Origin of the sequence: Sulfuricurvum sp., from assembly GCF_049305995.1 — a bacterium.
In the GTDB taxonomy this organism is placed as follows: Bacteria; Campylobacterota; Campylobacteria; order Campylobacterales; family Sulfurimonadaceae; genus Sulfuricurvum.
The window spans coordinates 1-18,293 of sequence record NZ_JBAQPS010000259.1 but is presented as its reverse complement, the minus strand read 5'-3'; the positions used below and the strand labels follow the sequence as shown (position 1 = coordinate 18,293).

The 18,293-nt window shown below is 41.1% G+C and carries 18 protein-coding genes; all 18 read right to left on the bottom strand.

Features of this window, described 5'->3' with window-relative positions; translation table 11 throughout:
- The coding region (locus WA010_RS08945; RefSeq protein ID WP_422556785.1) for an NERD domain-containing protein at positions 1 to 1,666 on the bottom strand (1,666 nt) is incomplete at its 3' end.
- A 100-nt stretch (positions 1,667 to 1,766) separates the two neighbouring features.
- Positions 1,767 to 3,044 (bottom strand): exodeoxyribonuclease VII large subunit, encoded by a 1,278-nt coding sequence (gene xseA, locus WA010_RS08940; protein ID WP_422556784.1) that lies wholly within the window; start codon positions 3,042 to 3,044, stop codon positions 1,767 to 1,769.
- A gap of 4 nt (positions 3,045 to 3,048) precedes the next feature.
- Positions 3,049 to 3,759, bottom strand: a complete 711-nt coding sequence (gene ubiE, locus WA010_RS08935; protein ID WP_422556783.1) for a bifunctional demethylmenaquinone methyltransferase/2-methoxy-6-polyprenyl-1,4-benzoquinol methylase UbiE — start codon at positions 3,757 to 3,759, stop codon at positions 3,049 to 3,051.
- An 8-nt stretch (positions 3,760 to 3,767) separates the two neighbouring features.
- Complete coding sequence (ribD, locus tag WA010_RS08930; protein ID WP_422556782.1) at positions 3,768 to 4,775, bottom strand: bifunctional diaminohydroxyphosphoribosylaminopyrimidine deaminase/5-amino-6-(5-phosphoribosylamino)uracil reductase RibD; 1,008 nt, start codon at positions 4,773 to 4,775, stop codon at positions 3,768 to 3,770.
- Positions 4,775 to 5,206 carry a ribosome maturation factor RimP gene (locus tag WA010_RS08925; protein ID WP_422556781.1) on the bottom strand — a complete coding sequence of 144 codons (432 nt, stop codon included), beginning with the start codon at positions 5,204 to 5,206 and terminating at the stop codon, positions 4,775 to 4,777. Before WA010_RS08925 ends, ribD begins: the two co-directional genes overlap by 1 nt.
- Positions 5,196 to 5,561: a 30S ribosome-binding factor RbfA gene (gene rbfA, locus WA010_RS08920; RefSeq protein ID WP_422556780.1), complete on the bottom strand. Its 366-nt coding sequence runs from the start codon at positions 5,559 to 5,561 to the stop codon at positions 5,196 to 5,198. The genes WA010_RS08925 and rbfA overlap by 11 nt, the downstream gene beginning before the upstream one ends.
- Complete coding sequence (gene infB / locus WA010_RS08915) at positions 5,558 to 8,089, bottom strand: translation initiation factor IF-2 (protein ID WP_422556779.1); 2,532 nt, start codon at positions 8,087 to 8,089, stop codon at positions 5,558 to 5,560. Before infB ends, rbfA begins: the two co-directional genes overlap by 4 nt.
- Complete coding sequence (locus WA010_RS08910) at positions 8,079 to 8,333, bottom strand: DUF448 domain-containing protein (RefSeq protein WP_422556778.1); 255 nt, start codon at positions 8,331 to 8,333, stop codon at positions 8,079 to 8,081. Before WA010_RS08910 ends, infB begins: the two co-directional genes overlap by 11 nt.
- Before the next feature lie 83 nt (positions 8,334 to 8,416).
- Positions 8,417 to 9,298, bottom strand: coding sequence for a homoserine kinase (thrB, locus tag WA010_RS08905; RefSeq protein WP_422556777.1), 882 nt, complete (start codon positions 9,296 to 9,298; stop codon positions 8,417 to 8,419).
- Positions 9,299 to 9,307: 9 nt separating this feature from the next.
- Positions 9,308 to 9,760 (bottom strand): hypothetical protein, encoded by a 453-nt coding sequence (locus WA010_RS08900; protein WP_422556776.1) that lies wholly within the window; start codon positions 9,758 to 9,760, stop codon positions 9,308 to 9,310.
- Positions 9,753 to 10,637, bottom strand: coding sequence for a UDP-3-O-acyl-N-acetylglucosamine deacetylase (gene lpxC, locus WA010_RS08895; RefSeq protein ID WP_422556775.1), 885 nt, complete (start codon positions 10,635 to 10,637; stop codon positions 9,753 to 9,755). Before lpxC ends, WA010_RS08900 begins: the two co-directional genes overlap by 8 nt.
- A 49-nt stretch (positions 10,638 to 10,686) precedes the next feature.
- A complete protein-coding gene (locus WA010_RS08890) occupies positions 10,687 to 12,057 on the bottom strand; it encodes a M23 family metallopeptidase (RefSeq protein ID WP_422556774.1) in 1,371 nt (456 codons plus the stop codon).
- The gene (locus WA010_RS08885; protein ID WP_422556773.1) at positions 12,054 to 12,986 is read right to left on the bottom strand and encodes a DHH family phosphoesterase; all 933 of its coding nucleotides are present in this window, start codon (positions 12,984 to 12,986) and stop codon (positions 12,054 to 12,056) included. The genes WA010_RS08890 and WA010_RS08885 overlap by 4 nt, the downstream gene beginning before the upstream one ends.
- A 62-nt stretch (positions 12,987 to 13,048) precedes the next feature.
- Complete coding sequence (locus WA010_RS08880) at positions 13,049 to 15,022, bottom strand: PhnD/SsuA/transferrin family substrate-binding protein (RefSeq protein ID WP_422556772.1); 1,974 nt, start codon at positions 15,020 to 15,022, stop codon at positions 13,049 to 13,051.
- A gap of 67 nt (positions 15,023 to 15,089) precedes the next feature.
- Positions 15,090 to 15,989, bottom strand: coding sequence for a DUF302 domain-containing protein (locus WA010_RS08875; protein ID WP_422556771.1), 900 nt, complete (start codon positions 15,987 to 15,989; stop codon positions 15,090 to 15,092).
- A gap of 10 nt (positions 15,990 to 15,999) precedes the next feature.
- Positions 16,000 to 16,434: a DsrE family protein gene (locus WA010_RS08870; protein ID WP_422556770.1), complete on the bottom strand. Its 435-nt coding sequence runs from the start codon at positions 16,432 to 16,434 to the stop codon at positions 16,000 to 16,002.
- A 2-nt stretch (positions 16,435 to 16,436) separates the two neighbouring features.
- Positions 16,437 to 17,342: an MBL fold metallo-hydrolase gene (locus WA010_RS08865; RefSeq protein ID WP_422556769.1), complete on the bottom strand. Its 906-nt coding sequence runs from the start codon at positions 17,340 to 17,342 to the stop codon at positions 16,437 to 16,439.
- Positions 17,343 to 17,352: 10 nt separating this feature from the next.
- Positions 17,353 to 18,293 (bottom strand): OprD family outer membrane porin (locus WA010_RS08860; RefSeq protein ID WP_422556768.1); only part of this gene is annotated, 941 nt, incomplete at its 5' end.

Below are 18,293 nucleotides of genomic sequence, written 5' to 3'. Positions count from 1 at the left end.
CTTTAAAACTATGTAATGTAGTAGCTTTTATCCTAGCATCACCCATGTAGAATCCCATTTTCTTTCGACGAGATTCTTGTAAGTTTTCATCATATGTATGAACAGTTTTAATCCCTTTCGTACCCAGTTTAGATACTACTTCTAAGCCTTTTTTACTACTATCACATAAAAAAGTGATATCAGGGATAGCAATTATACTTTCAGAAGAACTTGCAAATGCTAATAATTCTTCCGTAATTACATTAGTAGATAAAGCTATATTTGTCTGTACCCATTTAAGAGTACAGGGAAACAAGTCTAACTCACCTTGTTTAGAAGTTGGTAAATCAATTGTGTTTTTAGGTAAAAAATTATTAGCAAATTCTCCTACATATTTTAATAATGTAGGAGGCAGTCTATGGCTAATTTTTAATTCTGCCCATGACCCAGAAAAACCGGCACCAGTCATTGCTTCATCAGTCCACGATTGAGCAGTATCATATATATCTTGAGTCGCATCTGCTACTAAAAGCATCTCTCCATCTATTTTACATACTTTTCTCAAACTATCCCACCAATTTGGTAAGAAATCTTGCCCTTCATCAACTAAAATTGCATCGTATTTTTGTGTTATATAGTCTAAATCATTATCAAGTATATGGGATACAAGGCTAGGAAGCTCATAACTTAACACCCCTTTCAAATTATCAGACCAACCTAGACTATCGTACTCTGCTATAAAATCATTTTCTTGACATACCCTTTTACACCATGAATGATAATTTAACCAAGTAATATCTTTTCTTGTTTTACCAGATGATTGTGGCCAACGGACAGCAATATCCATTAAATAGTGCAGAAGTGTGATATTAAATGTTATTACTAATACCTGTTTTCCTTGACCCAATAACTCTGCAGCCCTCGCAGCTAACACTAATGACTTTCCTGACCCAGCAGCACCTTTTATTCTACGATAACCTGATTTTGTTCTTGAAGTAACAAATGCACGCTGTTCAGTATCCAAATCAATAGGTTCTCTTTGCAATGCCGAAAAGTCAGGTTCAACTAGCCAACTTCTTAAATCATTTGCTAAAACTTCATTCATATATTTAGAAGTTTGCCATTTACTTGCTGGAAAAATATTATTTAGATTTTTTGAATGAATTGATTCAAGACCTGTTAATGGATAGTAATCTGAATGATCAAGCATATTTCTATATTCTAAACTCTTATGAAATAGTTTTTTAATTTCTTCTTCTTTAGCAAAAGGAAATATTACACCTGCTGTAATGACAGCAAATCCAGCTTTTTGATTTAGACGTGGACAATATAATTCATGAAGTTCTTTTTTGTAAATATTAATTTTTTCTATTGGATTTTGAGATTGAAGAGAAAAATCTTCACCATTCTTTTTTCCAATAAGAATAGGAGATTTATTATCTCGTGAATTAACACTATATTCCATAGCATTTATATTCCAGTCTTTTATTTCAAATACGGCTATCCCTACTTTTGGATGAAGTAAAACAAAATCTGGACGTAGACCGTTTAAATGTGGTTGAATATATATTTCCCATTCTATTGGTAATAATTTGTTAAACAAATCAAACACAAGTTTTTCGCCTCTTGTAAGTGGTTGTCGTAGCTTATCATGTTGTTCAATTGGTGGAGAAATCACTCTCGACATCTATAAGCCTTTTTATAATGTAATTGTTTACCAACTAACATTCTCTCTCGCTTCCACTCTACAAGTGAAAGTAAAGATGACGGAGTTAAGCCCGAAGACCTCACAGAGGTTCTTGTGCCCTTTGGGTATGGCGAGTAATATTCACAACCTCCGATGTTACCGTAATTGTATCATTCATCGCATCAAACCGATCCCCAACGCTCAACACATCCAAATCGATCACTTTCCCCTCTCGGGCGATCTGCGCAAATCCGCTTTTATTTTTATTCTTCGGGTGATTGGCACTAAAACTTTCGGTGAGTTGTGTCATCATAAACAGCTTTTGTCGCAATGTCGATTCGATACTCTGCGTTAGCCGCTCCATCAACGGTGTAATCTCTCGTCGGCTTTGCTCTAACCGTTGTGTCATCTGTCGATTTAAACGTTCTCTCAGCTCTTTGACCAGCTCGCTTTGTACCTCTAAACGATGTTCTACTCCATGACGTTTAAATGCCTCTTGCATCGAGAGGAGCTGTTCACGTTTACGCTCCAATCTCTGAGTAATCATTCCATAAGCACTGTATCGAATCTCATCGATACTTTGAGATAGTTCGTTTTGATCGGGGAGAAGCATCTGCATTGCGGCGCTCGGTGTCGGGGCGCGCATATCACACACGTAGTCGCTGATTACCCAATCGATCTCATGACCCACCGCCGACATTACGGGAGTGCTCATGGCGAAAAGTGCATCTGCAACAATCTCTTCGTTAAACGCCCATAAATCTTCGATACTTCCACCGCCCCGTCCGACAACGACTGCATCCGCGTTTAAGGTATCGGCATATCTTAGCGCATCGGCTATTTGTCCCGCCGCACTCGAACCCTGAACCAATACATCCAAAACGATGAGTTTGACCAGTGGCCATCGCCCAGATGCGACTCTCTGCATATCTTGCAATGCTGCACCTGTTGCGGAGGTGACTAAAATAATCGTTTGGGGGAATTTAGGAAAGCTTTTTTTACGGGTTGGATCGAAGTACCCTTTTGATTCTAACTTTTGTTTGAGTTGCTCGAATGCTACCGCCAAAGCCCCCGCACCGTAGGGTTCGGCACTGAATGCATTGATCTGATATTCTCCGCGCGGTTTGTAGAGAGAGAGTGCCCCGTGTAGGATGATATGCGCTCCCTCTTCGAGAGAAAACTTCAAGCGTGCGGCGTTGCCCTTGAACATGACACATTTGATGGCGGAATCGTTGTCTTTGAGGGTGAAATAGATATGTCCGCTGCCGTGTTTGGTGACACGGGAGAGTTCCCCCTCAACACTGACGAATTCAAAGGAGGTCTCTAAAAGGGTCTTGATCTGTTCGTTAAGACTACTGACACTGAGAGTAGAAGCCACACTATTACTTTTTACGGGCGATCATCAAGGTCGAAATATCCATCGAAAAGCTTTTGCTATAGAGCATCTCAAAACCCGCTTCTTCGAGTTCAGCTCTCATCTTGGCGACGGTTAAAAAACCTTCGATAGAGTCAGGTAGATAGCGGTACGCTTCGTAGTTGTTGGAGATCAATCCGCCGATACGGGGAAGGATGTTGTTCATATACCAATCACGTACTTTTCCGAGCATTGAGGGGTTTTCATTCTTCATAAATTCTAAAATAACGACAAGTCCACCCGGTTTAAGGACACGGTTAAATTCATGGAGTCCCTCTTGGCGCTCTACGACATTGCGGATTCCATAGGATATGCTGATGATATCGGCCGAACTGTCCTTTTTTGGAAGTTCTGTCGCTGGGGCAATGTGAAATGACATATCCGGAAACTTTTCACGCCCTACACTCACCATCCCCTCACTTGGATCAATACCGACAATACGATCAACACTCAATCCCGCTTTATCGGCACGGCGTTTCCAATACCCCATCATATCACCCGTACCGCAAGCAACATCAACGATGGAATCAATTTTTTTGCTGGGGCAATAACCAAATGCCAAATCGCACGCTTTGCGACGCCAAAAGGTATCGATACCCATACTGAGCACTCGATTAGCACGATCATACGTCGGAGCTATATCGTTGAACATCGATACGATTTTCTCTTGTTTGGTCATAAATAGTCCTATTTTTTCTTCATCCAAAGGATAATATTGTCAGTGATTTTAGCGTTCATTACCTCAAAATCCTCTTGTATAATGCCAAGAGTTTGTGATCCTCCACCAATTTTGGGTGCAATGTAACTGAGATACCAATTTGCAACCTTTGATGCGGCTTCCATCATCCCCGCACCCCCCTCGATCATCACCAATCGGTATCCGTTTATTTTTTCCAGCGACGATTCAACAAAAACATTCCGATTCGGTACGCTAAAAAGGGGAATCAATCGGTCAAAATCATCGTTGTGGGAATAAATAAGTATATCGGGTGCTTTGCCCTCTACCAGCCGTGCATCGAGCGTTGGACGATCAGTGCGTACCGTATTTCCGCCAATAACAATTAGGTCACACCGATCACGCAGAGTATGCATGTGCGCACGTGAGCTCTCTGAGCTGATCGTCCCCTTATCAATCGTCCCATCAAGTCGCTGTGCCCATTTGAAAAATACAAAGGGATTATTTTGCCACTGGATAAAAGGTTCCAATAGAGCATTCCCCTCGCTCTTCATCACCCCAAAAGTGCATTTAATTCCTGCATCTTCGAGGATTTTACCACCGTTTGCCGCTTCAGGATTAGGGTCTTCACAGGAAATAAAAAGCTCTTTAACGCCCAAATCTCGGATGAGTAATGCACAGGATGGGGTTTTTCCTCTGTGAGAGCACGGTTCCAATGTCACCGCCATAGAAATCGTTTTAAAAATGCCATTGTGATGGGTTCGGAGATAATCGTGTATAACATGAGAATCATCGCACTCGGCGATAGTGTTATCAGTTGATAGAATCGTATAGGCATCGCGCAGAGCGTAGACTTCTGCGTGAGGACCACCCGCGATTTTATGCGCACCGTATGATAGGATTGTTCCATCACGTGAAATACATACTGCACCGACAGCAGGATTAGGAAAAGTGAGGAGTTGATACTCCCACGCTGCTTCGAGCGCGAGTTTCATAGCATGAAGTGCGGTGGTTTTCATTACCACTCGAAGTAGGTTTTAGCCTTGCTGATCGAGCGGAAAGGGATTTTTTGCTCACCGTTTTCTTTGGTCATTAAAATAATCTCATCGTTTTCGACACCGATCATTTCACCCTCAAATTTTTCTTTAGAAAGTGTACTCAAAGCAACTTTTTCACCCACCGATTGAATAAAGTGTTCTAGTGTTTTGAGACGACGCTCAATACCGGGGGAGCTTACTTCGAGACGATATTCACCGCTTACCGGAGAGGTAACGTCTAGTAACGGATTGATGAGATGGGTAAGTTCAGCACATTGGTTGAGCGTTACTCCACCCGGTGCCGTAACACTAACACGAAAAATAGTATTCTCATTTTCATTCAATACGGCAGTATCGTAGAGGGATAAGCCGATGGATTCAACCATTTTTTTGATGTCAGATTCAAGACTCATCTTTTTTCTCCTTGGCGATTTGGGCGAACAACGCCTCGATATTTTGGCTTCGTTTGAGGGTATCATCAAACACGAAAGTCATACGGGGGCTACGAAACCACCCTTGATCTTTCATACAATGCTCTTCGATAATCGGACGGGCTTTTTCAAGCAGTTTTAAAAAGATGGCTTGCTCTTGAGGAGTGTAGTGATGAGGATCAAGATAGACTTTTGCATCGCTTCGTCCACGTGAACAATGAACATCGATAACATCCACTTCACGCACACGCGCATCGGAGAGTTGGCTGATCGCTTCGGGGATCAACTCTTTGAGAATCGATTCCGTACGTTTGATTTTGATTTGTGCCGGCGTCACAGGGATACTTTTGTCTCGATTTTTTTGAAGGTTTCGATAACGTCACCCACTTTGACATCGGTGTAACCGTTCAGAACAACACCACAATCAAATCCTTTACCAACCTCTTTGACATCGTCTTTGAAACGTCGAAGAGAGGTGAGATCGCCCTCATGGATAACAACACCCTCACGGATAACGCGAACCATTCCGCCGCGTACGAGTTTACCGTCAACGACGACACATCCTGCGATGGTTCCTGCACCTTTAGGCATTGGGAACGTATCACGAACTTCCGCTTGACCCGTGTTTTCTTCACGGAATTGCGGTGCCATCATACCACCGAGCAACAATTTAACATCATCAATCAACTGATAAATGATAGAGTAGGTTTTGATCTCTACACCCATTTGTTTTGCCATCGCATTGACATTACCCGTAGGACGGACATTGAACCCAAGAAGGGCGCAGTTTTCACTGTTGTTTACCAAAGCAATGTCATTTTCGGTAATTCCACCGACGCCACTGGAGATCACTTCAACTTTTACTTCTTCGTTACGCAATTCTGCAAGAGCCGATTTAATCGCTTCGAGAGATCCGTGAACGTCGGTTTTAAGAACCACTTTAAGAGCCTTGATACGACCCTCAGCAATCAACGAAGTCAAATCATCAAACGATGCTTTGGTACTCAATGAGAGTTCGCGGTGACGATCATACTCAGCACGTTTTTGTGCTACTTCACGCGCTTCACGATCACTCTCCATTACCATCATCACTTCGCCTGATGGCGGTACATCGCTAAGTCCGACAACAACGGCAGTTTGACTCGGTCCGATGTGTTGAAGTTGTGCTTTACGATCACTAATGAGTGCACGAACACGCCCGTAAGCACCACCGCACACGATGTTATCACCGACACGGAGCGTTCCGTTTTGAACGATAACGGTCGCAACCGGTCCACGTCCTTTTTCAAGTGTAGACTCAACAACGACCGCTTTTGCCATAACATCAGGGTTTGCTGTAAGTTCCATTACTTCAGATTGGAGCAAGATCGCTTCTAAAAGCTCATCGATCCCCGTCATAGCTTTCGCTGAAACACCGACAAACTCGACATCTCCACCCCACTCTGTAGGGTTCAATCCAAGCTCTGCCATTTGTGCTTTAACCATGTCCGGATTAGCACCCGGCTTGTCCATTTTGTTCACCGCAACAATAACCGGAACTTTAGCCTCTTTGGCGTGTTGAACCGATTCGCGGGTTTGAGGTTTAACCCCATCATCTGCCGCAACAACGATAACGATAATGTCGGTAAGTTGTGCACCGCGTGAACGCATCGCACTAAACGCCTCATGCCCCGGAGTATCGAGGAACGTAATCAACTTCCCTTTTTGCTCTACTGAGTAGGCACCGATGTGCTGAGTGATTCCACCCGCTTCGCCGTGGGCTACTTTTGCATTACGGATCGCATCAAGAAGAGAGGTTTTACCATGGTCAACATGACCCATGATCGTGATAACCGGAGGACGCTCAACAGAGCCTTCACTGTCTTCGTGCTCTTCATCATAAGCAGTTTCGAGATTAAAGGCATCTTTTGGATCGATGGTGGTTACTTCAACACCGAACTCACTTGCCAAGATTTCGATTTCATCTTTACCGAGGAAGTCATTTTTCGTCACCATCATTCCAAGATCAAATAGAACTTTGATTACGGCAGATATAGTCTGACCTACTTTTTCAGCGAACTCATAAACACGGACATCTTCTGCGATTTCAACGTGAGTAATGACTTCGTCTTCTTTAACATCTTTGGTATAACGCTTACGAGCTTCACGAGAAACTTGCCGTGGTTTATTGCGGTTTGAACCTTGTTTTTTACCTGCGTTACGACCGATCGGTTTTTTCTCTTTTGGTTTTTGCTCTTCTTCCGGTGGCAGATTTGCACCCAAATCATTAAAATCCATCAATACGACTTGATCTTCTTCGTAATCCATAGAGATATCAGAAATTCCTCCGCCGAAAATATCAAGGCGCACCCCTTGATCTTTTTTCTGAACCGGAGCATTATTGCTTTGCACTTTTTTCATGCGCTTAGCTTCTAACTCACGTTGAGCTTGCTCACTTAATTTTCCGTAACTTGAGATATGTGTACTTTCTTGACGTACAGGAACAACTATCTCTTCTTCAACTGGACGTTTTTTCTTGACGATTTTTAGTCCAGAGCGCTTCGGTGCTTCTTCTACCGGCAATACTTCATCTGAGACTTCTTCTTTTACCTCGTCTATAATTACCACTACTGCACTTTCTGCTTGAGATACGCTCGCAACAGAAGTTTCTTCAGCTACACTAGCTTTAGGAGAAGACTTTGGTGTACTGCTCTCAGTAGATGCACCGCTCATGATATAGTTCATGATTTGCTCAGCTTCTTCGATCGAAACCGAACTGGAGGCAGTTTTCACATTGAGCCCCATTGCAGCTGCTTTGTCCACTACCTCTTTTGAATTAATACCAAGTTCTTTGGCAATTTCATGAACTCTAACTTTATCCATCATTAACGATGATCTCCTTTAACCGATTCATTAGCTCTACTGTTGCGCCACTTTTACATTGACGAGACAACTGTCCCGGAGTTTTTTTATGCTCGATACAAGATCGGCATACATAAAAGCTTCTTCCCTCATTAGCATAAGGTTCTAATACCCCATTGCGACATTGAAGGCGTAAAAGTGCAATTTGAGCGAAACGCTCACGACAAACCACGCACATGCGTATAGGCTGATGTAACTTTTGCGCCATTATATCCAATACTTTCTTTTATTTTCATTGTTTAACGTCGATGGAGCCAAGCACCGTCGGATAAGAGACTATACTTTGCTTTTTTAACGCTCGACGACAAGTCCATCATTATCAAAGCCCAAGATTTTAATCTCAAAATCTGTAAACTCCGATTTAAACTTATCCGCCAACATTTGAGCATCCTGATCGTATACCATATTAAAAAAAGTCGATCCACTTCCCGATAACGTAGACATTAGTGCTCCATTTTCATACGCCATTTTTTGCACGGCAAAGAGTTCGGGTAACATCTTCATCCGTACTTTTTGGTGAAATCGATCTTGAGTTGCAAGACGAAGCATCTCCCAATCTTCATTAAAAAATGCCCCTACTGTTACAGCGGTATGAGAGAGATTAAAAACTGCATTCTCTTTACTGTAGGACTTCGGAAGTGTTGTACGCGATTTAGCCGTTGAAATCGGTTTATTGGGAATAACCACAACTGCTTTAAGGTAATCAGGGAGATGTTTTTGCTGGGAAAAAACTTTTTGTTTCTCCACCATCGCTGCATTAAACCCTCCCATAACTGCCGGAGTGATATTATCAGGATGTGTTTCATAAATAAGCGCATGATTTAAAATACGACGCTTGGAGACTTTTACCCCTGCGGCTTCATGGGCACAGCTGATCGCGCTGACAATGACCGCTGAAGAGCTACCAAGTCCTCTAGACATTGGGATTTGGTTGTAAAACGTAAATTTAAAGTTTTGACGCTTTTGAGTCAAACGACGGTAATGCTCGTTGAAAATAGAGACAAACAGGTTGTTCCCTTTTAGGCGGGGATTATTTTCACCCTCCCCTTTGATGGAAACAGCAAAAAAACGTGACGGAACCAATTCTACTTGGTTACGCAAATCGACAGCAAGCCCTAATGAATCAAATCCGGGTCCTAAATTCGCACTCGTTGCAGGTACACTAACGAACAAATAATTTCCTTATCCTACGGCATCAATCCCATAATAAGGGAGATTGTCCGAATCAAAATTTTGTATATCGATACACTGGGGGAGTTTAAAGGCAATAATCTCTGGTGAGACTAGCGATTCTAACTCAATGGTTGTCCTATTTTTAACAAAATAGAGCTTTCCTACTGCTTTGATGGGGCTATTTTGGTTAAAAAAGAACGCATCCGTTGCTAAAAAGGGAATTTTTTTCGTAATACTGAGAGTTTTCAGAAAAAGATAGGTCACTTTTATCCCCATAAAACTCCCAGGGCCCTTGGCATAAATCAAATGAGCAAAAGTGTATTTGTGTAAAAGGGAATCAAAAATCTCAGCTAGTACATCTGAACTCATCCCCTCTAAACGTATCTCTTCGACCAAATTCCCATCTTTGTAAATACCTACGAGGACAGGAGAACCGAGTGCGATAACGAGAGCATCATGCATACGCTTTTGCCAACTCTTTTGACTCTGCGTACGCGAGCTCGACGATCTCATAATTGGCAGAATCTTTGAGAAGCTCCAACGTCAATTTGTGGTTGAGATCATGGCTCCCCGCGAATGCTTCGTAATTACCGATAAAATTCATCCCAATGAGTGACATATCTCCGATTGCATCAAGGATTTTATGTCGGACAAACTCATCTCCGAAACGAAGCCCTTCTGGATTGAGCACTTTTTTATCATCCAACACCACTGCATTTTCCAAACTCCCGCCTAGAGCCAACCCTTTGGAACGGAGGTACTGCACCTCGTGGACAAATCCGAATGTTCGTGCGCGGGCGATCTCTTTTTTATAGTTCTCTTTGGTAAATGCTAGCACATAGCTTTGCTGATCGATAACGGGGTGAGAAAATTTGATCGTAAAATCATAGTTCATATCATTGGAGGGGATCAATTTGACATATTTATCTCCCTCTTGAACAATCACCTCTTTTTTAATCCGCATAATCTTTTTCGGTACATCTTGGGCAACGATTCCAGCCTCTTCGAGGAGCATACAAAAACTCATCGATGAGCCGTCCATCACAGGAACCTCATCCGCATCGACGATAACGCGAAGGTTATCAATACCGTAGGCGTAAATTGCTGAGAGCATATGCTCAATGGTTGAGATCGTGACCCCCTCACGCCCGATGACCGTCGCCATTTTGGTATCCACCACGTTAGCAGGAATAAGAGGAATAGAGACTCCTTCATCACTGCGATAAAAAACAATACCGCTATTCGTCCCTAAAGGCTCAAGTTTTAATTTTACAGGTGAACCACGGTGCAAACCAATCCCTACCAACTCAACACTTTTACCAATTGTAGTTTGCATCATTTTTTTAGTTCCTTGCTCGTGTCACTATCTAATGTTTATTATATCGATTTTACTGTTGATTAATAGTGAATTTCGCACTTTCGATGACACTGGTGATATTGTCATAAATCCATTTAGTATCCATCCACTCTTCCGGTCGAACTTCAATTCCTTGAACCAAAATTCCAAAATGAAGATGATCTCCCATCGCATAACCACTCAAACCTGTTTTAGCAATCTCTTGGGCAGCTTTCGCAATATTACCCTCTTGAACATGTACTTCAGAGCAGTGTCCATACAAAGTATAAAGCCCAAATCCATGATCGATAATCGGCAAATTTCCGTAGATACCATTAGGCTGTGAAAAAACAACTTTTCCACCATTCGAAGAGGTAATAGTTCCCTTGTGAATACTTGCCAAATCAAGCCCCATATGATACGCTTGACTTACATTCTCTTTCCCTTTATAACTGTAAATGCGGTGATCTCCGAAGTCAGCAACTTTTTGACCGTTTACTAATGGATAAAATGGCTGAGGACTAAACTCGCTCACCATGTTTTTTGATACTTTTGAGGTAACTTCATGGATGATTTTTTCGTTATCAGCGCGTACTTGTTCGTTAATGATACGAAATTGTTCCAATCGATCATCTACTCCGGCAGTCTGCTCATACTCATTTGCAAGCTCAGCGATTTTTCCATCCAAGAATGCGTCACTTAGCTCAATATTTGAAATACGATAAGCATGGTCTTTTAAACGAAGTGGTATCGTACTTCGTGCTTGATTGCCAGCATAATCCTGAGCGATAACAGTTGCACTAAACGTTTGTTCTTGTACCGGCCATGCTACTAAAGAGGCATAATATCCCTTTTTCATGAAAGGTTGCGCGATAAAGGTTTTCCCAAAATTCGTCTCAATTTTCAAACTTTTCATATGAAGGTCTTCCGCCTTAAAAATAACAATTGCGGTTCCCCCCTTTTGAATTTTATAGGAACTCGCGACAATCGCTACATTTGGGTGGCGCTGATCGATAATAAGCGTATATTCTTGTTTAAAAGTATTCCCCATGAATAAACCCCATAAGCTATTATCGGTTACTTCAACTTTGAGTGTAACCGAAGCAGCTTCCACTCGACGAACTCCTTTAGGAGGGAGAATATCAAACGATGTTTTTGTTACTTTTGATGGAGTATTTTCATCTACAACAACCCACTCGTTATGAGGAGTTAAAAGAGTTGCTTTCAATGATTTCAGACCACTCGCATCTTCAACATTTACATGAATCGGATTTTTAAAATTCCAATACCCCTCATGTGAAAGGGTCACAATAGGCTCTTCTCTCTCGAATATTGGAGAGAATGCCATAAATCCAATAGCACCTATTACTGCTACCGCTAATATCCATCCAATGACTCCCGAACCGTTTCGGTTTCTTCTCACACCAACTCCTTTGTTATCATCATCTTTATATCTTTTACAAGCTCATCGTAATCATCTTGTTTTAAATGCGTTCCGGCTCGATGCATATGTCCACCTCCGCCAAATAAAGTCATAATTTTTGCAGCATCAACCATACCATTTGTACGTAAAGAAAGTTTTACCGATCCAAAAGACTGTTCCAATACCATCAAAGATGCTTGAATATTTCGCATCGTAAGTGCTTCATCTAGTACTTTTTTACATTCAGACACAACAGCACCCGTCTCTTCTAGCAATGATAATGGAACTTCGAATAAAGCTAATCTTCCATCTTCGAAAAGCTTCATTTGTTTAAGAAGTATTCCTCGTATCCGCAGTGATGCAAGTGAATTACGGTGATATAACCATTCGATACACATCGCATGATTAGCTCCCAATTCGATCAAAGAGTACGCCATCTTAAAAATTTTCACATTGCATCCACGTGCTCTAAAACATTTGGAATCTTCGATGAGACCCGCATAAAGTGAAAGTGCCATTTTACCATTCATTTTTATATCATTGGTAACAAAGTAATCATAAACTACTTCTGTAGTGCTAATAGCATCCGTATTGATCACATTAATCAACCCATAAAAATTATTACTGCGATGATGATCAAAATTAATCAAAGGAAGCTCTGTTTCAATGCCAAGCCTCTCAAAACTACCACAATCAAAACTTATCATTAGATTAGCATCTTTGGGAAACCGATTGGTCAATTTATCAAACCACGGTAAAAAAGCAAGATGAGGATCAATCTCTGTCGAAGCACAAAATAAAGTAACTTTTTTTTGCGTACGGAGGAGATAAGAGTAAAAGGCGCAAGCCGCACCTAAAGAATCGGCATCAGGATTTTTATGAGCGATTAAAACAATATGCTGTGATGCATCAATTAAAGTTTGGGGCATTTCATTCTCTGTCATTGCCTAATTTTAGGCATAAATGCCCCGATTATACCATTTTTATTTTATTATTCTTTATTTTCATGTACGTAATATGTAACTTGGTTACGTCCATTTGCTTTGGATCGATACATTGCGGTATCAGCGTATCGAACTAGCACTTCCACATCTTCACTATGATCCGGATACAACGAAGCACCAATACTCGCCCCTATCATTACTGAATGCCCATTAATTATAAAAGGTTCTTGTAAAGCATTTAAAATTCGTAAAAATAGAGGTTCAACATCATCAATCAAATCAATATCGCTAAATATAACAACAAATTCATCCCCTCCGATACGAGCGATTGCATCACTATGACGCAACTGTTTTTCCAATCGATTTGCAGCTTGTTTTAATACTTTATCTCCAATATCATGCCCATAAGCATCATTAACTGTTTTAAATCCATCCAAATCTAAAAAAGAGATAACTGCTTTTGAATTTTTTCGCTTACTAAATGATAAAATTTGTTCTGCTAACGTCATAAAAAGGTGCCGATTCGGAAGATTCGTTAGAGGATCATAATTCGCCATATGGTGCAACTGTGCTTGTCGCTTAAGATATTCGGTGATATCACTGAAAATACCTATATAATTTTCAACTACACCCTCTTCATCCAGTACCGCATCAATACGTAAAAATTCGGCATACTGTTCACCATTTTTTTTACGATTCCATATTTCACCACGCCATGAACCGTGTGTTTCTATCATTTCATCGAGTTTTTCATAAAATTGTTTATCATGCATCCCCGAACGTAAAAGAATCGGTTTTTGCCCTATAACCTCATCACGCCCATACCCGGTCAATTCGCCAAAAGCCTCATTAACATCAATAATCACTTTTTTGGCATCGGTAATGACAATCCCTTCTCGAAGATTATGGAATACACTCGCAGAGCGGCGAAGATATTTTTCATTTTCTTCTACAATCGCAATTTGCTCTTCAAGGGATTTGGATTTCAAACGTAAAGAATTTGCCAATCGTCTCATCTTAGTTGTTAAAAAAATAAGGAGGGCTATAACACCGCTCATTATGATAATGATATAGATAGCATATCGTCGAGCAACATCCTGAAATGAAAATACTGGAGCAGTATCATAAGGCTTAATGCGAAGTTCCTGCATCATCGAACGAATTTCTTCATACGACAAAGGAATGTTCCACCCATAGTATCCTGCAGTTTTGGCGATTTCAGAACCATAGGGAAGATTTAAAAGAGCCACGCCCACTTGGTTCGCCAACACTCTATCTGTATGTTTCGAAGATGCAAATGGCCATTCAGGATACAAAACGGTTGAAAGTGCTTGAGGGAATTTTCCTATCGGATGAATAATTTTAAAATCATTACGGTTTATTTTTCCTTCTTTGACCATTTTCTCCAGTACACCAGTACGAATAAATCCAACATCTGACAAACCATTTTCCACTAAATAAATAACTTTATCATGGGGCATATCAGTATAATGAATGGTTGACTCTTCATTAATATCAATTCCATTCTTTTCCAACAATACTCGCTGAGCTAAATACCCTCCCAATGAGAGCTCATCCACAGCAGCAATATTTTTACCTTTTAAATCTGAGAGGATTTGGATATCTTTTCGATCCGAACGGGTGACAATCACTCCTCCAAACTCAGTCAGTTCTTTACCACTTACATTGGCACGAATCAATGTTGCCATTCTACTTGCACCATATTTTGCAGAGAGATAGATATAATGTTCGGGATTGGTAAACATAAAATCAAGTTCATCGGCTTTTGCGGCATCATTAAACTCAGCATAGCTCAGAGGACGTATTGAAAAATGATATGTGGAAATTTTACTATTAAGATAGGCAGCCAAAGGCTGCCATTCATTGAGAGTATTAGCTTTTGAACGAAAAGCCAATACTCCGATAACCGCTTCATTCTTATTTTTAAGTGACGGCGAGGCAATAAGTGAAAGAGAGAAAATAGTACTTAAAATGACTATGACAAAAAATCGAATGCACATTTTATACCTTTATAATTAAAAAGTATAAAACCTAAAGTATAAATTTAATGTTAAACACTATTATCTTTTACTCAACAGTACTTTTTAAAACGCTTTCGAAGTCTTTCTGCGCTTGTACTAATGCCGCTTTCCCATCAGGATCACTCACACGTGCACTGCTCATCCAGTTATAAACACCCGGAAATCCCATCACGATTTCATTAGCCTCTTTTTTCTTGTACACCATCAAGGTACACGGTGCAAATGCCGCCGCTTCAGGACGTGTTTTCGCCACTGTATAGATCACTTTGAGTTTGCAGATAGAGTAAGTATCGTAAAAATCAAACGGACTTTTTTCACCAAGGGCAAAGTTATAATCGGTAAAATTAGACATAACAAATCCGGCCGGTTTAAGACCGTCTTCGATCATCATCTCCGTCTCTTCTTTATCGCTCTTCCAACTCTCGCTACTGCTGGCTTTTACATAACGGCTAAGTAATTTTCCCTCGGCAGGAAGGGAGGTTTCGCTCATAGTAACTTTTGCTTTTGGCAATGCTTTTTTCAGCGTTGCAATCGCCTCTTTTTCGATCAAGGCAAACTCTTTAGCCTTAAATCCGGCAATCTTTGCCATAGCAGTAGCAGTGAGGATAGAGACATGTAGCTCTTTATCTCCACTGCGTTGATAGATACCAAATCCCATCGGAACAAAAATTCCTGCATCGGGATGAGCTTTTACTAAAGCCTCAGCGTGTACTTTATGGTAAGCCGTCAAAAGATTAAACTGGCTAAAGTCGCTTTGACCAAACTGTTTCATAAACGGTCCGTTCATTTCACTGTTGGCAGAGATGACAAAACCGTTCGCCTCTAACGCTTTTTCTATGACATTAGCATTGAGCTTGCCATCTGAATTGGGGGCACTGAAAAGGTGAAGATCACCGCCGAATAGGGATAAGAATCCTGCTAACATCGTAATGAGAAGAATTTTCATGTTGTAACTCCTAAGGTTGAATGTAAAATGCGCCCTCAGTGGCGCGTTCGATCACTTCGGCGATCCCTGCCGAAACAATCTCGACATCTTCGATTAATTGATCTTCTTTAATCTTTTTCGTCTCCATCGTGTTGCCACATGCCACGAATTCAACACCGTATTGCTGTAATGCTCTCACGCGCACCGCAATCTCTTTTTCACTTTTGAGCAACGTACGGATTCCGTGATAATAAGCGACAATCCGCAAATGGATCTTTTCGGGTCCGTAAAATTTGAGGACGTTGTTCGCGGTGCTCAGACCGTGATGGATGGACTCATCATCTCCTAGACTTATCCCCATCACCACTTCACGAGGCTTTTCGATAGAGGGCTCTGGCTGTGCAAAACGGACATCACCAAACGCAATGGTAGAGAATAAGCACACTAAAAATAGTAATCGTTTCATCATCACTCCCATTCCAATATTCGATACGAAGATTCAACATTATGACGATGTGTCCCCTCATAAAGTTTGTATTTTTGATAGCTCTCCATACTCACTTTTTTGATCGTATCATCGATGCTCAACCCCTCGGCAATCGCAGAGCGTATTTCATTACGCATTTGGGTAAAATATTCTCTGGTCATTTGTGCGGCTTTTTTATCAGTTCGGTTTCCATGGCCCCCAACAACATGTTCCGCACCCAATTTATCCAAATCATCCAATGAACTCAACCAGCCGTTAATATCCCCACCACGTACAGAGGGGAGACGATCATTAAAGACCAAATCGGCGGCAACAAGTACTTTGGATTTCGGTACATAAACAACCATATCTTTCGCCGTATGAGCTTTGTGTTTGGCGATGATGAGCTGTAGCTTTTGAGTACCGATAGTGAGATTGCTATCACTGCTGATCATCTCCGTTGGCATCGTCGGTTTCGTTTTAGCATAGCTTTGCGGAGAAATATAAGTTTGCATTCGAGTAGGCTCGCTCATATCGGCACTTACCTTGAAATCATCGGTTCCTAAAATACGAATTCCCTGCTCGGTAAAATAGTTGTTCCCTAACCAATGATCATCATGGATATGGGTGTTGATAACGAGTTTAACGGGGAGGGATTTGATTTTTTTCATTGCGTTATACGCAGACTGGGCATACACATACGAGGGACCCGTATCGACGACGACGTACCCCTCACCTGCATCGATATAACAGCTGTTGACGATGTTGCCGTTGTTGGTTTTATCCATAATCTCCGGTTTGCCAAAAAAGCAGTGAACATCCTGCGTCACACGTACCGGTTTAAGGGCGTAATCATACGCACTCAAACTCGTAACGGCTAATAATAAAGTTCCTAACAACGTTTTCATCACTCAGCCCTTAGAAGAGGTAGTTGATTTCGAAACGGTATTCGTTGTATGAGTTGTTATCAACTGTTCCTTGTACTGTTGCACTCGTATAAGCGGGATCAGCATCAACCGTTGCAAAACGGAATTTGAACTCTGTATTTGGAAGAGTTTTAAACGTTTGCGTTGCATCCACATGGAAAATATTTCTGTCAGTAAATGTTGATGTGAATGCTTTAGAATCATCAAAATCCATATTTTCATAATCTGCTGCAACAAGTAATCCTGGTACAAGACCTGCTTTATCAAAATTATAAACTGCTTTTACAGCCCAGTTTTTAGTATTAGCAATCCAATCAACTTGAGCCATCGAACGGGTATATCCACCTGTCGGGAATCCACGCCACATTGCAATGATATCAGCATCATCAGAAATTTTTGAATATCCGGCTGAAAGTTCTAATGGACCGCTTGCAGCGACTAAACGTGCCATAATAATACTACTATCTGCACTGTTTGGATCAGTATAACCATTAGCCGCACCTGTAAAGGTCGTGTTACCTTTAAATGCACCACTTAATGAAGCACCACCGATAGCACCGGCACCATCATCTATTTGTTTTAAATAGCGAATCCCTGGAGTCAATGTCCAAGAATCATTCAATTTAATTTGATAATTGGCTTCAGCAATAGCTGTCTTGAAAAATCCACTCACTGCTACGTATTCACCATCAAGTTTAAGATTCGGAATCGACTTATTAGAAGCTGTTACTAATACCATTTCAGGATTAACATCTTCTCCAGCACCGCTAATTAAAGATGGCGTTAACCCTTTATGAACACCAGAGTCATCATTTTCATTGTATTTTTCAAATGCAACAATACTATGAAACGATTGGTGATCACGCAATTTTTGAGACATGATATAACCGGCACGAATAGACGTATTTGGAATATCTTTATTTTCAATTATGG

Excerpts from the sequence above, each read along its gene's own strand:
- WA010_RS08885 (WP_422556773.1), bottom strand. The coding sequence starts at position 12,986 with ATGCCCCAAACTTTAATTGATGCATCACAGCATATTGTTTTAATCGCT.
- lpxC (WP_422556775.1), bottom strand. The coding sequence starts at position 10,637 with ATGATGCAAACTACAATTGGTAAAAGTGTTGAGTTGGTAGGGATTGGT.
- WA010_RS08910 (WP_422556778.1), bottom strand. The coding sequence starts at position 8,333 with ATGGCGCAAAAGTTACATCAGCCTATACGCATGTGCGTGGTTTGTCGT.
- WA010_RS08865 (WP_422556769.1), bottom strand. The coding sequence starts at position 17,342 with ATGAAAACGTTGTTAGGAACTTTATTATTAGCCGTTACGAGTTTGAGT.
- WA010_RS08925 (WP_422556781.1), bottom strand. The coding sequence starts at position 5,206 with ATGAGTCTTGAATCTGACATCAAAAAAATGGTTGAATCCATCGGCTTA.
- infB (WP_422556779.1), bottom strand. The coding sequence starts at position 8,089 with ATGATGGATAAAGTTAGAGTTCATGAAATTGCCAAAGAACTTGGTATT.
- WA010_RS08900 (WP_422556776.1), bottom strand. The coding sequence starts at position 9,760 with ATGCATGATGCTCTCGTTATCGCACTCGGTTCTCCTGTCCTCGTAGGT.
- WA010_RS08875 (WP_422556771.1), bottom strand. The coding sequence starts at position 15,989 with ATGAAAATTCTTCTCATTACGATGTTAGCAGGATTCTTATCCCTATTC.
- ubiE (WP_422556783.1), bottom strand. The coding sequence starts at position 3,759 with ATGACCAAACAAGAGAAAATCGTATCGATGTTCAACGATATAGCTCCG.
- WA010_RS08870 (WP_422556770.1), bottom strand. The coding sequence starts at position 16,434 with ATGAAACGATTACTATTTTTAGTGTGCTTATTCTCTACCATTGCGTTT.
- ribD (WP_422556782.1), bottom strand. The coding sequence starts at position 4,775 with ATGAAAACCACCGCACTTCATGCTATGAAACTCGCGCTCGAAGCAGCG.
- WA010_RS08880 (WP_422556772.1), bottom strand. The coding sequence starts at position 15,022 with ATGTGCATTCGATTTTTTGTCATAGTCATTTTAAGTACTATTTTCTCT.